This is a genomic window from Sutcliffiella horikoshii (genome assembly GCF_008180725.1).
GTDB classification, from domain to species: Bacteria; Bacillota; Bacilli; order Bacillales; family Bacillaceae_I; genus Sutcliffiella_A; species Sutcliffiella_A horikoshii_B.
Window position 1 is genome coordinate 794,394 of sequence record NZ_VTEV01000001.1, and the last position, 17,116, is coordinate 811,509.

Here is a 17,116-nt window from a genome sequence, read left to right on the forward strand (position 1 = left end):
TTTATCTTTATATTAGCATTGAGTTCATTTTGAATATTTATATTAGATAGTACTAAAAACCTTACTGGATTATCCTCCATATTTTGGTCAATATATTACCAGTTTTTGAAATTCTCATATTCCTGCTTACGATTTGTTTTTTACTAAAGGTAACTTGGTTATGTTAGATACCACTTTTCTACTTAACCTTTCGTCATCATTCATAAAATCTTAAAGTTTTATGTAGAAAGGTCTAGATTTTTGGAATGGAAGGCGCATTTCATTATAAAACTGATAAACTCTGAAACTACTTAATCCCCTTCTTCGTAGCTTAGAGTCTGGTAACGTTTATAACAACCCTCCTCTAAAATTTATAACAAGACTCAATATGACCATTTATATCTAGAGTTCTAGTCTAAAATCCTAATCTTGTTCTATTTCAAACTCTAAGTTCCTTAACTAGTATTTTATTGAAACAACTTGGATCTATTATTCGAATCACTGTTTTTTAATGACCCGGATTCTTCAATTTACCCTTACTTTACATCCACTTGAGTTTATGCAAGTAATGGATGGAGCAATCTTTAATTGGGTATTTACCTTTTTAATCTAAATCGGGAATATTACCAACTAATTTAGGTATTAGGTGTTAACAACACTATCTTTATATTACCTTTATGGAAAGATAGTGTTTATCAATTTATAACAATATTTCGTCTATACCCTGAAACGGTATATCGAAATATTCAATTTCCTTAACTTTATTACATCTTACAGCAAGTGATATTATGAAATTCCCATGATTAAATGAGTCGAATAGAATCCCTTCTTGTAAAGATAAATTGTTTTTTAATGGAACCTCAAATTTTAGTGGATCTAAAGAAAAACCTTTACCAATCATTTTCATAAATGCTTCTTTTCTTGTCCAAATTTTATAAAATGCTGACTTTTTTTCAAAATATGTGTGATTTAATTTTACATGAGTAATTTCTTCAGAAGTGAATACTAAATCCATCATTTCAAGGTAGTCTTTGTCTGTCTTTTCAATATCTATACCTATACTCCCTTGATGATCTATACAACAAACTATCATTCCTTCTGTATGAGACAGATTAAAATTTACAAATGGATTATAAATATTTTCATCTAAGAATAATTTTCCATAGTTATCTTTTAGAAAACCTATCTCTTTAACTGATTTATTATAAAGCTTTGCTAATATTCCCTTCATTACTATTCTTCCTAAAAGAAATTCAAGTCTTTTATTCTCCATTTTAAATAAGTGGAATTTATTCATTTCTTCTTTATCAAGCACAAATTTATACTTTAAAATACTCCTTAATTCATTTTTATCAGGTAATTTCATTAAATAAACACATACTTTGTCATTGTCAATAAACAACTTTTTGCAATTCAAAACCTGATGATACATTTATATTAACCCCTTTAATAAAGTTAACATGTAGCTTAATAATAAAACGTTTTTTTATTATAAAGAAGCTAAATATTAACACCTATTATATTCGACTATTTAAATAAGGTTTCATGAATTCAATTTTGATAAATTTATTAAATAAGAGTTGACCAAGCAAAAGTTTTTTCAATCTACAAACTTTTAATGTTCTTGCATTATTCCTTTAAAAATTTCCAACGTTGAGTTGATATCTTTGGAAGTAATACCTGAATGTGTTACTGCACGAATTCTCCCATGTCCTAATTCAGCAATATTAACACCATTTTCTTTCGCTCTTTCTATAAATGTTTTCCAATCATAACGTTTATCTACAACTCTAAAATAAACAATATTTGTATCGACAGTGCTTTCATCACATTCAATACCAGCAATTAGTGAAAGTCCTTTTGCCAATTGTTTTGCGTGAATATGATCTTTATTAAGGCGACTTTCCACCTGTTTTAAAGCAATCAAAGCTGGGGCTGCTATTATACCAGCCTGTCTCATTCCACCTCCTAACATTTTTCTAATTCTATATACTTTTTTTATAAATTCTTTATTCCCAACAACCATTGATCCAACAGGAGCTGATAAGCCCTTAGATAAACAAAATTGAAGTGAATCTGTATATTGTGCAATTTCACTAACATTTTTCCCTATGGCAATAGCTGCGTTAAAAATACGAGCTCCATCCATATGCACAGGGATACCTCTCCTTCTAGCAAATACTTGTACTTCATTAAGATATGATAATGGTAAAACTCTCCCGCCCATACGATTGTGAGTGTTCTCAATACAAATAAGGGAAGGTAATGCAAATTGCGGATCATCTTGATCTTCAGGAAATGCTCTCATTAAATCTTCAATTAATAGTCGACCATCAGATTGTGTAGGTATAGGATCATAAATGATACCTCCACATACAGATGCTCCACCAGCCTCATAAATGTAAATATCAGATTCATTTCCTACTAAAACTTTGGAACCACGTGGACAGTGAGCCATTATAGAAGCCAAATTAGCCATAGTTCCACTAGGCATCAGTATAGCCGCTTCTTTCCCAAACACATTCGCAACTAACCCTTCAATTTCCCTAACTGTTAAATCTTCCTGATAAATATCATCTCCAAGTGGTGTTTGAATAATGGCCTCCAGCATTTCTCGGGTTGGTAAAGTAAAGGTATCACTTCTTAATTCAATCATATTTGCAACTACCTCTCTATAAGTTTTAATAACTACATCATTGAATCATTTTTCATAATTCCTTATTTCAAAGAAATACAGTCCTTCAGAATTTCAATACTAAATTTTTTAAAATTTATGCTACTTTTTGTTGAGCTAACAAGGTATTCATTCGGTCAGCTGCTTATTTTGAGGCATTATAAACTAATGTTACTATGTCAATATGAACCTTAGCACATTTTCCTATTCGATACCGAACAATGTTCAACTGAAAGAATTCCTTCAGGTAGGCATTTACTCGCTCTAGAGCTGTTAGATGTTCCAAGCCCTAGACCCTCGTGCTGGTGCTGTATACTTTCTTAAATCTTTAGTGGTTTTTACTTTGTATACCTTTTGGCAGAGTCATCATTAGCTAGTTGGCATTCCTTACATTCTTTTTTGCCGCGTGTATTTTTAAAGTTTCGTAGTTTACGTCAAAACTAACATAGCGAAAGGAACGCTCACGCACACAGGTTGGTGCAAAATGCTTATCATAGCCAATCGGTTTAGGCTCATTCCGTTTATTATAAGCAATAACGGGTTGATGCCCCATTTGATGAATCTGCGTATAAATTGGTTCAAAATCGTATCCAGCGTCCCTTACTTTGTAACGAGGAGCGGGGAGCTGTGCACGTTCATGAATCCCTTTTAATAAAGGTATTGCTGCTTTTCCGTCATTCAGGTTGCCTGAAGAGAAAAGAGATTGAAGAATGAAATGGCTTGTGGTTTCAACAGCTAAATGACATTTATAACCGTACCAAAAGACGTTTTTTCCTTCACTATTTTTCTTGATCCACCACTGGGGTTCTTGGGGTATCTTCGCACGAAGCTCGTCTATGGAACGTCCAACTGATCTTCGATTTTCTTTTGATACAAAGGAAGATTAGCTTCACGTTCTCCTTTTTAAACTAACCATTGTTCCCGTTCAGACCGCGTTTCTTTGGTTTTTCTTTTGATTTTTCTTCTTTTGATGGATTCTGATCACGTGCTTCAAAATGTGTCCCATCAATGGCAGCATTATCATCTGTAATAAAGCCTTCATAAATTGCTTGATGAAGAAGGGTTTCTCGGACCTCTTCTAAAATGGTTTAGTCACTAATGATTGTAATCATATGTGAGTATGCAGCCTCAAAAAGTACAGAATCAGAGAAGAAAAAGCCACAATCTAAACGAAAGAACATATCATTCTTTAGTCGCTTTACTAAATCTTTAATGAAGGGAATTCGTTCTGTAATTCTGGCTATTAAGGTGTAAAAAATAGCTGTATAGTTGAGCTCAACTTTAAATTCCTTGAGCCCGTTAGGTCAGATTTATGAAATTTATTCCGTTATTATCTTTTATTCGAAAAATGAGTTTGCTGTACCAAAGTAATTTTTTACAATTATGGTTCGAAAATTCATTGTAATTAACCAGAGTTCCCTTACCATCTTTTGTCTAAGAAGATCTAAATTACGTGGTGCTGATAAACCCTTATATCAATAGTTAATACATTGATTACCAGCACCACAAACAAAATAAACGTTGTTAATCCAATTATTAGCTATTTTCATTATTAAGATTAAACAAGGCTGATTCTTTTATAAATTTTCATAAGATATACACTGTTATTTCCTTAATGGTAGAATTCATTATTTAAACAATTCTTCTAATTCCTCTTCAGAACCTAGTTTAATCTCACGTAAACGTTTTTCTGGATTTTCAACCACATTCTTAAGCACATTTTCAAACTTTGAAATCATTTCGACAATTGTTTGTTCTAAAAATAAGTCCGTACTATATTCTACTGTGCCAATTAGTTGTTCACCACTTTCTACCATAAAAAATGACAAATCAAATTTTGAGGATTCAGTACCAACATCATAGGATGATAGTTGGATATTTTCTTCGTCTTTTATATCAGTAGAGGCTGTGTTCTCTAACACAAACAATACTTGACACAACGGATTGTGAGACCGGCTTCTTTCTGGATGAATTTCTTCAACTAATTTATCAAATGGAATATCTTGATTAGCATACACGCCTAAAAGACTTTCCCTTACTTGTCTTAATAGTTGTTTAAATGAAGGATTTCCAGAAAGATCTGATCTAAGGACTAACGTGTTAACAAAGAAACCAATTAATCCTTCAACCTCACTACGATTACGATTAGCAACAGGAAAACCAACCAAAATATCCTCCTGTTCTGTCTCACGATACAAAAAAGTATTGTATGCTGCCAATAAAGTCATAAATAAGGAAATTCCACATTCCTGAGTAAACTTTTTCAAGGCTGAACTAAGTTCTATAGATAATTCAAATGTCTTCAAGGACCCTCGATATGACTGGACCTTTGGGCGTTGAAAATCTGTTCGTAAATTAAGTAAAGATGGTGCATCTGCTAGATATTTTGCCCAAAAATCCAGCTGATCCTTTAATACATCTCCTTTTAACCATTTTCGTTGCCACATTGCATAATCTACATACTGAAATGGTAACTCTTCCAAGGGCGAAGGTTTATTTGAGTGATATACTTTATATAGCGTTGTTAATTCTTTCTTAAATACTTCTTCTGACCAGCCGTCTGAGACTATATGGTGTACTATCCAAATCAAATAGTTATCCTGCTGACTAGATTGGACTAGTGCACCTCGAAAAAGTGGGCCTTCCGATAAATCAAAAGGCTTCTCATTCATTTTTTTCGCTAACTGGAAAACCTCTTCTAGTTTTGCCTGATTCAACTGAATGATTGGAATGTCCACCTGCATTTTCTCTTGGACTTCTTGAATTGGCCCCATTTCTCCTCCATAAATTCTCGTGCGAAACGACTCATGCCGCCTAACTATTTCAACAATACTCTTCTTAAAAGCCTCAACATTTAATTTCCCTTCCACATGCAATACCGTTGGCATATGATAGGCCGTACTTTCGGGATCAAGGGTGTATAAAAACCACAAGCGCTGTTGTCCATAAGAAAGAGGAAGTGGAGTGTCTCGTTCCACGCGTTTCAAAGGTGGAAGGTCTCGCTTTTGATCTCCTTGCCCTAACTCTATTAGGCGTTTAGCTAAAGCCTCAATTGTCACATGTTCAAAAACATCCCGTACTGAAATGTTTAGTTGAAATACCTTTTGTAGTCGGTATACCACCTGTATCGCTAAAAGAGAGTGTCCGCCTAATTCAAAGAATGACTCTCGAATTCCAAGATCTGCGATCCCTAAAACTTCACTCCATATAGAAGCTATTATCTCCTCTGTGGAATTCCGCGGTGATAGAATATTCTCCTCAACGAACCCCTTTTCTGGGATAGGCAACGCTTTTCGATCGATTTTCCCATTTGTGGTAAGGGGGATTGCCTCTATTTCCACAAAATGTGCTGGAATCATGTGAGCCGGTAACTGACTCTTTACGTGTTCTCTCCATTCTTCTGGACTTCCATCTCCAACCACATAAGCCACAAGTCGCTTGTCTACTGGATTATCTTCCCTAGCTACCACCACTACTTCTCTCACAGAATGGTGTTCATATAAAGTGGCTTCAATTTCTCCTAGTTCTATTCGGTACCCTCTTATTTGCACTTGATTATCAATTCGCCCGATACATTCTAAATTCCCATTAGGAAGATACCGTACCAGATCTCCGGTTCGATACAAACGTTCTCCTTCCTTGAATGGATGAGAAACAAAACGTTCTTGAGTTAATTCTGGTCGGTTTAAGTATCCTCGGGCTAATCCTGCACCGCCAATATATAGCTCGCCAAACACTCCAATTGGTACTAATTTCATCTCTGAATCTAATACATATGATTGAATATTATTGAGTGTCTGACCAATTGGAAGCTGATAAACTTCTTTATCTTCAAATGGCTCAATAAAACTCCATGCCGCATCAACACAACTTTCTGTAGGTCCATAAGTATTTACAATGACATTATTTGTACCAAACTTACGATAAAACTTTTTCACTACTTCGGTTAGTAAGATATCTCCCCCCACTAGAATATAGGAGGCATTTAACTGACTTTGCGTACTGTGATTTAAAATATCAAGGTGAGCCGGCGTAATATTCATAAGGCTGATATCATTATCATTCAAGTACTTTATTAACTGATTTCCATCTCTTGCTGTTTCTCTTTTAACGACAAATAAACAGTGTCCTTTCAATAACGTACAGAAAATATCAGAAACAGAAGCATCGAATACTAGAGGAGCTATTAAAGCAATATTCGATTCTGGAAGTACTCTATAGTATATCCGATCTACAGATGCTTCTACCAAGTTAACCACATTGCGATGTTCTATCATCACTCCCTTTGGATTCCCTGTAGAACCAGATGTATAAATCACATAAGCTAAATTCCCTTCAGTCACTCCACTATTAGGTGTTTCCTTACTTTCCTGGGATATTTCACCTTGATTCCTATCAAGACAAACGATTTCGATGTCATCTGGGAACAGCGGCTGTAACGCTTCTTTCGTCACAAGAACTTGTATCCCTGCATCTTCAACAAGATATTTTAATCGTTTCCCTGGATAGGAGGGATCTAGTGGCACATACGCTCCTCCCGCTTTCATGATGCCAAACAAACCTATTATCATCTCCAGAGATYGTTCGATAGCGAGYCCTACCATCGACTCTGGTCCTATTCCTCGTTTCTGTAAATAATGAGCCAATTGATTGGCTTTCTCRTTTAACTCTCGGTACGTGAGTCGCTGTTCTTCATATACGACCGCTATCGATTCCGGTGTCCGTTCTACTTGTTCCTCAAATTGATCTATAAGTGTCCCCTTATCGGAATAATCCTTTTCAGTATGATTCCACTTGGTTAACAAGCATTCTTTCTCTTCTTCTGTCAATAAAGAAAGTTCACTTAACCTTAGACTTGGATCAAAAACAATACTTTCAAGAAGACAACAAAAATGCTTTGCCATACGAGCTATTGTTTCTTGATCAAATAAATCAGTATTGTATTCAAGATTAGCATGTAAACCTTCTCTTGATTCTTCCACTTCCAGAGTCAAATCAAATTTAGATGTTTTTGAATCAATGCCATATTCATGTATATTCAATCCTGGTATTTTTTCTTCTTTAACAGGCATATGATTCATCGCAAACATTACCTGAAACAACGGAGAATAACTTTGGCTGCGCTCTGGCTGTAAATCCTCCACCAATTTGTCAAATGGCACGTCTTGATGGGCATATGCCTCTAAGGTAACATTTCTAACCTGATCCATTAGCTGAGTGAATCTTGGGTTATTGGACAAGTCACTTCGCAACACTAAGGTGTTCACAAAAAATCCAATTAACTCTTCAATTTCAGTCCTGTTACGATTCGCTATCGGTGAACCGACTAATATATCCTCCTGTCCGCTGTAACGGTAAAGTAACGTATTAAATGCAGACAACATAGTCATAAATGGCGTCAAACTATATTTATAAGACAAATCCTTGATTTGTTTATACAAATCTGGTGAAATCATAAAGTCATAAGTAGCTCCTTGAAAGCTCTGAACCGGTGGACGTGGCCTATCTGTTGGTAGCTGTAAAACCGGTAGTTCCCCACTTAACCTACGCTCCCAATATCCCAGCTGTTGAGTCAGTATATCTCCTTGTATCCATTCTTTTTGCCACACTGTGTAGTCTACATACTGAATTGGTAATTCTTCCAAAGACGAAGGTTTATTTGCGTGATATACCCTATAAAGCGTTGTTAATTCTTTTTTAAATACTTCATCTGACCAACCGTCTGAGATAATATGATGAACTATCCAAATCAAGTAGTAATCATTCTGACTAGTCTTAATTAGTGCCCCTCGAAAGAGTGGACCTTCCGATAAATCAAAAGGTTTTTCATTCATTTTTTTCGCAAACTGGATAACCTCTTCTAGTTCTGCTTGCTCCAACTCAATTATTGGAAGCTCCACCTGTATTTCATCTTGAATTTTCTGTATTGGTCCCCTTTCTCCTCCATAAATTCTCGTACGAAACGACTCATGCCGCCTAACTATTTCAACAATGCTCTTCTTAAAAGCCTCAACATTTAATTCCCCTTCCACATGCAATACCGTTGGTATATGATAGGCCGTACTTTGGGGATAAAGGGTGTATAAGAACCACATGCGTTGTTGAGCATAAGATAGTGGTAGGGACGTGTTCCGTTCCACACGTTTTATTGGTGGAAGGTCACGCTTTTGATCCCCTTGTCCTAATTCAATCATTCGTTTAGCTAAAGCCTCAATTGTCACATGTTCAAAAAGTTCCCGTACAGAAATGTCTATTTTAAATGCTTTTTGTAGTCGGAACACTACCTGTGTCGCTAAAAGTGAATGTCCGCCTATTTCAAAAAATGACTCTCGAATCCCAATATGAGCGATGCCTAAAACTTCACTCCATATAGAAGCTATTATCTCCTCTGCGGGATTCCGCGGTGATAGAATATTCTCCTCAACGAATCCCTTATCTGGGATAGGCAACGCTTTTCGATCGATTTTCCCGTTTGGCGTTAGTGGCATCGCTTCCATGCTCACAAAATGCCCTGGAATCATGTGAGTTGGCAGCTGATTCTTCAGATGTTCTCTCCATTCTTCTGCACTTCCGTCTCCAACCACATAAGCTACAAGTCGCTTATCTCCCGGGTTATCTTCCCTAGCTACCACCACTACTTCTCTCACAGAATGGTGTTCATATAAAGTGGCTTCAATTTCTCCTAATTCTATTCGGTACCCTCTTATTTTCACTTGGTTATCAATTCGCCCGATACATTCTAAATTCCCATCGGGAAGATACCGTACCAGATCTCCGGTTCGATACAAACGTTCTTCTTCCTTGAATGGATGAGAAACAAAACGTTCTTGAGTTAATTCCGGTCGGTTTAAATATCCTCGGGCTAATCCTGCACCGCCAATATATAGCTCACCAACCACTCCAATTGGTACTGGTTCCATATCTGTATCCAATACAAATAACTCTACATTTTTTATAGGACGTCCAATTTTTACTGAATCTTCTTCTGTGACTTGATGAATTACCGACCAGACTGTTGTTTCCGTTGGACCATACATATTCCATAGCTCTTTACTACATTTCTGTAATTCCATTGCTAATTCTTTTGTCCATAGCTCTCCACCACAGAGAATCTTTAACCCGGAATTCCCCTTCCATCCAGATTGCAATAACATACGCCAAGTTGAGGGAGTTGCCTGCATAATAGTCGCTTTACTATTTTCTATAACTTTTGCTAAACGCAAGCCATCCTTAGAATCTTCGAAGCTGGCAATAATATTTATTGCTCCTCTAATTAGTGGTAAAAATATATCGAGAGTAGATGGATCAAAGGATAAAGATGTTACTGTAAGTAACCGGTCCCCGGAACATATGCCCGGTCTTTCTGCCATACCGGTTAGAAAATTTAATAAAGATCCGTGAGACACCATTACCCCCTTTGGTTTCCCCGTTGAACCAGAGGTATATATTACATAGGCTAGATTTTCTTCTGTCACTTTCCTGATAGGCGTTGTCCTAATTTCCTGAAAAATTTTGTTCTTATCCTTGTCTATACAAACCATTTCTAGACTCTTTTCAAACAACCCTAGTAAACGTTCTTTTGTCACAAGAACTTGAACCCCTGTATCCTCTACAATATATCTTAATCTATTTTCTGGATATGTAGGGTCCAGTGGAACATACGCTCCCCCCGCCTTCATGATGCCAAACAAACCTACAATCATATCCAGAGATCGTTCGATAGCGATTCCTACCATCGACTCTGGTCCTATTCCTCGTTTCTGTAAATAATGAGCCAATTGGTTGGCCTTTTCGTTTAACTCTCGGTACGTGAGTAGCTGTTCTTCATATACGACCGCTATTGAGTCCGGTGTCCGTTCTACCTGTTCCTCAAATTGCTCTAAAATTGTTCCTTTATAAGAGTAATCCACTAAAATATTGCCTCCTTTGGTTAAAATAATTCACTTTCCTCTCATTTAAGGTCGGGAGAAGATAGAGCTCATTATAAGTTCTGAACGCAAATGTCTTTAATTTATAATTTTCTTAACATTTTATTTATACCTAATTCAATTGATAAAAGGTGTAATCACTATTTTGCCACTAGTACGCTCCTTTTTTATAAATTAACAATTAGTTAAGTGGAGATAATTAAAACAGACATAAAAGTATCTACTGTCCATTGGCTGATATAACCTAGTTCGTTGCTGTGTACTCATTTCTAAGAGCCAATAGCATCTCTTAATATGTCAAACTTAAAAGGAAGTTAGGTTCAATTAATGATCTCAATGCTAAGTAATTTATTTCAAAAAATGTAAAATAAATTACATTATTAGTAATACTCTTTTAATATTGATTTCCGGTTCTTTTCCTTCGACTGCTTGCAGGTAGACATATTCAGTGATTTTATTAAACTTTTACTTACTTATTAACAGGAGTGCTTCGCAGAATTTAACAGTCTCTAAATGGTCAGCTTAGAAAGGCTATGGGTAAATTTTTTAATTTTCCAATATTTCAGAATCGATTCTCACTCCGAATTTGAAAGACATCAAACCAAAGTGCTTTTTATTTCGTTTGATATAAATGCGTTTAAATGGAACAGCGTTTGTGAGATCATTCCAAAATTAACTCATTAGATTTACCGATCTCTGTACTTAAAAGATCCATACACTTTATGCTCCATTGGTCGCCTTCTTTGAAGCAGAGTTTTGATCATGAAATTTCCATTAGAATAAATTAAAAAGACAAGAACTTCTAACTTGGTAAAGAATTAAAACTTAGACAACATAACCTAACCAAGGAATTTTCATGTCCATCCCGTCTCAACCTCCAGGTAAACTTTTTATTATTTCTTCTGTATAAGATTTAGTATTTGATAGAGTTGAAAATACATGTACTTCACCATACTTCTTTTCCAATTTTTCGGTTACCTGCCTCAGTTTATTGTTATAATCTTTGTCTTGTTGCCAAAGCATCAATCCAATAAATGTACCACTATGTGCAACCGTAATACCTAATGTATTGAATTGTTCCGAGATTTGTAAAAAATGATTTAGAGATCGTTTCTCAAGCCTTTTTTGATTCATTATCGCACTTCGTGTTGCCACTTTTCCAATGGCACGGACATCCTGTTCCTGGATAGCTATCTTTAATTTATTGTTTAATTGTGTATATTCTAATTTATCCTTAAAGTTAATCGGTTTTTTTTCATTATTATAATTAATAGTGTTTACTTCTCCACCTTCATCTATTGCAACAATAGTTAAAGGTGGTATGGATCCAAACATCTCTTTTATTTGTACTTCTCTGTGATAAAAAGATACTATCCCAGAGTACATTACACCGTCAGTAGGCTCAATTTCTTTTAAAAACTTCTGTAATAATTTAATCGGGAGCTCAAAATCATAAGCTGATTGTATTGCTCGTGCAGTAGCTACTAAATCAGCCGAAGAACTTGCCAACCCTTTTCCCATTGGCAAGTTACTCTGAATAATCAATTTACCGCTCAATGGTAAATTGAAATACTTTAGCAACCTAGTCGCAAGAAGAATTGACTTTTGTTTATATTCTGGGATTACTTCCAACTGATTTGACAAATCGGGTATGAATTCAGCCCAAGAGTATTTATCTATTGGAAGGGTCACGAGAAAATCAAAACCACTCTTAGCATCAACGCCCTGTAACAGTTCTCCAAACGTTCCAAAGCAAGCTCCCTTACCAACTTGATTAATTACAAATTTATTTAACTGATTTAACATCATACACCTCTCTTGCCATTAAACAACTCGAAATCAATTCACCTAACTCGCTCACATGTGGAGGTTCAATCATACTATTATGGTCACCAGGAACACTAAATACATTAACCATACCAGTAGTACGTTTATACCATTCCTTGGGGTCAACCAATGAATGAAAATGTTTTACTTCTTGTACATTAAACAAATAAAGGTCTGATTCAATAGAATGGGAGAATTGATAATTATACATGGCCTTACCGCAAGCAACCATAACCTTAATTTTTCGATGAATTGAATCAGCTGTCATACCTAGTGTTCTCACATCTTTTTCCTTAGAATTTTCCAATAATAAATTAACAGATTTTTCTAAATCTAAATCGAATATTTGAATAAAGTCAATGTCTAACAAAGAAGCTAGATATTCCAATGCATCTCGTTCTGTATATTTATGATTTGAATCTACAATGTTGCCTAATGGTTGAACATCAAGTAAACCAAGAAATTCAACTTTCTCTCCTAAATATTCCAATTCTCTTGCTATCTCATAAGCAACTATTCCACCGAAAGACCACCCCATCAAACGATAAGGTCCTTGAGGAACAACACGTCGAATTTCTTTAACATATAATTCAACCATATCTTTAATACTAGTCAATGGTTGTTCATCTGCTTCATAACCAACAGCCTGTATTCCATATACTGTTTCATGAAACCCTAAAGCTTTGACCAGATGGATATAAGACAGTACACCGCCTCCTTGTGGATGAATAATTATTAATGGTGGCTGTTTTGCATCACCTTTCTGAAGTTGAATCATACGGTCTTTACTTTCCACGGTATCCTCTTCTAAATATGCACAAAGTTCAGCGACTGTAGGGTTCTTAAACAATGCAGTTAATGGCACTTCCAAATTAAATTCCTTGCTAATAGTATTCTGTAAGAGTAGTGCTTTTAGAGAATGACCACCAATGGTAAAGAAATTATCATCAACTCCTATATTCTCAACACCAAGCAATTCTTCCCAAATACTAACCATTTTTAACTCATTAAGGTTCCTTGGTACTTTATTGTATTTTTTGTTATTGCAGAATGAAACTTCCAACGCTTCTAGGTGTTTTTTATCGATTTTCCCATTTGGCGTGAGTGGCATCGCCTCCATGTTCACAAAATGTGCTGGAATCATGTGTGTTGGCAGCTGATTCTTCAGATGTTCTCTCCATTCTTCTGCACTTCCGTCTCCAACCACATAAGCTACAAGTCGCTTATCTCCCGGGTTATCTTCCCTAGCTACCACCACTACTTCTCTCACAGAATGGTGTTCATATAAAGTGGCTTCAATTTCTCCTAATTCTATTCGGTACCCTCTTATTTTCACTTGGTTATCAATTCGCCCGATACATTCTAAATTCCCATCGGGAAGATACCGTACCAGATCTCCGGTTCGATACAAACGTTCTCCTTCCTTGAATGGATGAGAAACAAAACGTTCTTGAGTTAATTCCGGTCGGTTTAAATATCCTCGGGCTAATCCTGCACCGCCAATATATAGCTCACCAACCACTCCAATTGGTACTAGTTCCATCTCTGAATCCATCACATATAACTCAGTATTACTTATTGGACGACCAATCGGAACAATACCTTGTCTAATTTCAGATACATTATATACACAACAACCGACTACTGTTTCCGTAGGTCCATATTCATTTATTATGTTGGTCTCAGGAGCAACCTCCTTCCAAAATGAAATATTTTCACCAAGGAGCGTTTCTCCTCCAATTACAACTGTTCGGACCCTATTCTTTAAGTCTACAGACAATAGTTTCTGATTAAGTACTTGAAGATGTGCGGGTGTAATCTTCAGCAAACTCAAATTATTATATGTTTTTAACACTTCATTTAACTGCTCAATTTCTTTTCCTTCTTTAAGCAATATCACTTTACTACCAWTTAATAAAGGAGTAAATAAACTAGTAATTGTTGCATCAAATGCTAATGATGAGGAGACAATTGCTCCAATTCCTTTTTCTACCTCGTAAGCATCTAAAGCCCATTTTAAATAGTTTATTAGACTGCGATGTTCTATCATCACTCCCTTTGGATTCCCTGTAGAACCAGATGTATAAATCACATAAGCTAAATTCCCTTCAGTCACTCCGCTATTAGGTGTTTCCTTACTTTCCTGGGATATTTCACCTTGATTCCTATCAAGACAAACGACTTCGATGTCATCTGGGAACAGCGGCTGTAACGCTTCTTTCGTCACAAGAACTTGTATCCCTGCATCTTCAACAAGATATTTTAATCGTTTCCCTGGATAGGAGGGATCAAGTGGCACATACGCTCCTCCCGCTTTCATGATGCCAAACAAACCTATTATCATCTCCAGAGATCGTTCGATAGCGAGCCCTACCATCGACTCTGGTCCTATTCCTCGTTTCTGTAAATAATGAGCCAATTGATTGGCTTTCTCRTTTAACTCTCGGTACGTGAGTCGCTGTTCTTCATATACGACCGCTATCGATTCCGGTGTCCGTTCTACTTGTTCCTCAAATTGATCTATAAGTGTCCCCTTATCGAAATAATCCTTTGCAGTTTCATTAAAATTATCCAATAACTCACTCCGCTGAAAATCATCTATAATACAAATTTCCGAAACTCTTTGGCTTGCATCTTGCAGAATGCTATCTAACATAAAATCAAATTGATTTATCCAGCGTTTTATCGTTTCTTTTTTATAAAGATCAGTTCGATATTGAAAGTTTATATCCAATCCTGCTTGGGTTTCAGAACAAATAATCATTAAATCAAAATTCGTCATTTTTGTTTCATTGGGCAATTGACGAACAGATAAATTACACATATCTTCTGGTGTTTCCTTGTGAATCAATTGAAACATTACTGAAAAAATCGGTGATTGACTTAAATTGCGTTCTAATTTAATTTTTTCGACTAATTTATCAAAAGGATACTCATGGTGTGCATATGCATCAAGCGCAATTTTTTTGCAGTGTTTAACCAAATCAATAAAAGTCTGGTCATTACTAAGTTTCAACCGTAAAGGAAGCGTATTTACGAAGAAACCAACTAACCTTTCTAATTCAACATGATCTCGTCCTGCCTCTGGTGTCCCAATTACAATATCTTGTTGTCCACTCATCCGAGATAAAAATAATCCAACAGTTGATAAAAGTGTGATATAAAGTGTTGCTCCCTGTTCTTGTGCTATTCCCCTTAAAATATTTAGACTATTTTGATTTATCTTGATAATTTCACTATCAGAAGTATAATTCTGTAACGATGAACGGGTAAAATCGGCCGGAAGATCAAGAATTGGTAAATCTCCACTTAATTGTTCTAACCAATAGTTCTCTGATTCTTGTAGATGTCCATTCTCTAGACGTTGATTTTGCCAGTTTGCATAATCTTTATATTGAATGGTTAAGGGTTTTAATAATGGTATTTGCTCCTCGCAACATGCTTTATAAATACTATCTAAATCTTTAAATAATATCTGCCATGACCAGTAGTCACCAATAATATGGTGCATATTCATCCATAGTTCAAAGTAATCATTAGCAATCTTGATAAGACGTATTCGAAATAAGGGACCTTTTCTTAAGTCAAAACAAGTTTCTTCTTCTTCCTTTCTAATTTTTTTAATCATCTGCATCTTTAATATTTCTTCTTCACCTGACAAATCTACAAATGAATATTGATTCATTAAATAGTCTGAAATATGTTGTACAGGCTGTCCGTTATATATGTCAAAAGTAGTACGAAGTACTTCATGTCTATTTATTAGTAGATGTAAAGCTTGTTCTAAAGCTTCTAAATTCAAAGTACCTTTAAGTTCAATAGCAACGGGTATATTATAAGATAGATTATCTGGTTCTAGTGAATGGAGAAAGAATAGACGTCTTTGCGCATGTGACATTGGATAATAATCAGAATGAGCAATCGGTTCTATACTCCCCTCTTTCTTCTTTAAATCCCCATCCACTTCTCCATTTAAAACTAATACAAGTTCTCGAATAGATTGATAATCAAATAAATCCTTCAGCTCTATATCAATAGAAAGCATACGTTTGATTCGGGAACGAATTTGTATAGTTTTTAACGAATGTCCTCCAAGGTCAAAGAAATTATCATCGATACCTATAGGACTTACTTCAAGCACTTCTTCCCAAATTTCCACTAACCTTTGTTCCAACTCATTTCTTGGACCAGTGTAACCACTGCTCATTCGTTCTAACTCATTTGGTTCAGGTAATGCTTTACGATCAATCTTTCCATTTCTGTTAAGAGGCATCTTTTCTAACACAATGATATGTTCTGGCACCATATACTCTGGTAGATTTGACTGTAAATATTGTCGGATTTCTACCACATTTCCTGATTCATAGAGTACTACATAAGCTAGAATACGATTTTGCCCATTTTTATCTTCACGTGCTATAGTCAAACATTGACTATACGATTTTGCCCATTTTTATCTTCACGTGCTATAGTCAAACATTGACTGACTGCATCATGTTTCAATAAAGCTGCTTCTATCTCACCAAGTTCAATACGATACCCCCGTATCTTTACTTGAAAATCCGAACGAGATACAAATATCATTCTTCCATCTAGTGTAAAGCGTGCTAAATCACCAGTTTTATATATTCTGTCCCCCATGCCATCCTTAAAAGGATTGGGAAGAAACGCTTGAGCCGTATGTTCAGGGTCATTTAAGTAACCTCGC

6 protein-coding genes and 1 pseudogene are annotated in these 17,116 nt (G+C 35.7%); all 7 read right to left on the reverse strand.

The genetic code is table 11. The annotated features are described in order from the left end of the window. Nucleotides 1-679: 679 nt before the first annotated feature. Nucleotides 680-1,411, reverse strand: a complete 732-nt coding sequence (locus FZC76_RS03930) for a 4'-phosphopantetheinyl transferase family protein (protein WP_148986948.1) — start codon at nt 1,409-1,411, stop codon at nt 680-682. A gap of 183 nt (nt 1,412-1,594) precedes the next feature. After that, entirely contained in the window at nt 1,595-2,635 is a 1,041-nt protein-coding gene (locus FZC76_RS03935) for a GntG family PLP-dependent aldolase (RefSeq protein ID WP_148986949.1), read from the reverse strand. Nucleotides 2,636-2,798: 163 nt separating this feature from the next. Then, nucleotides 2,799-3,927, reverse strand: a pseudogene (locus FZC76_RS03940) (transposase); the annotation flags it as partial. A gap of 354 nt (nt 3,928-4,281) precedes the next feature. Beyond that, nucleotides 4,282-10,563: an amino acid adenylation domain-containing protein gene (locus FZC76_RS03945; protein WP_148986950.1), complete on the reverse strand. Its 6,282-nt coding sequence runs from the start codon at nt 10,561-10,563 to the stop codon at nt 4,282-4,284. A gap of 888 nt (nt 10,564-11,451) precedes the next feature. Then, nucleotides 11,452-12,390, reverse strand: coding sequence for a GHMP family kinase ATP-binding protein (locus FZC76_RS03950; RefSeq protein WP_148986951.1), 939 nt, complete (start codon nt 12,388-12,390; stop codon nt 11,452-11,454). After that, nucleotides 12,368-16,834 carry an amino acid adenylation domain-containing protein gene (locus tag FZC76_RS03955; protein WP_148986952.1) on the reverse strand — a complete coding sequence of 1,489 codons (4,467 nt, stop codon included), beginning with the start codon at nt 16,832-16,834 and terminating at the stop codon, nt 12,368-12,370. The genes FZC76_RS03950 and FZC76_RS03955 overlap by 23 nt, the downstream gene beginning before the upstream one ends. After that, nucleotides 16,831-17,116, reverse strand: a 286-nt coding sequence (locus tag FZC76_RS03960; protein ID WP_148986953.1) for an AMP-binding protein, incomplete at its 5' end; no start/stop codon positions are given. The genes FZC76_RS03960 and FZC76_RS03955, both read right to left, overlap by 4 nt.

Coding starts and splice junctions, on each gene's coding strand:
- FZC76_RS03930 (WP_148986948.1), bottom strand. CDS start 1,411: ATGTATCATCAGGTTTTGAATTGCAAAAAGTTGTTTATTGACAATGAC.
- FZC76_RS03935 (WP_148986949.1), bottom strand. CDS start 2,635: ATGATTGAATTAAGAAGTGATACCTTTACTTTACCAACCCGAGAAATG.
- FZC76_RS03950 (WP_148986951.1), bottom strand. CDS start 12,390: ATGATGTTAAATCAGTTAAATAAATTTGTAATTAATCAAGTTGGTAAG.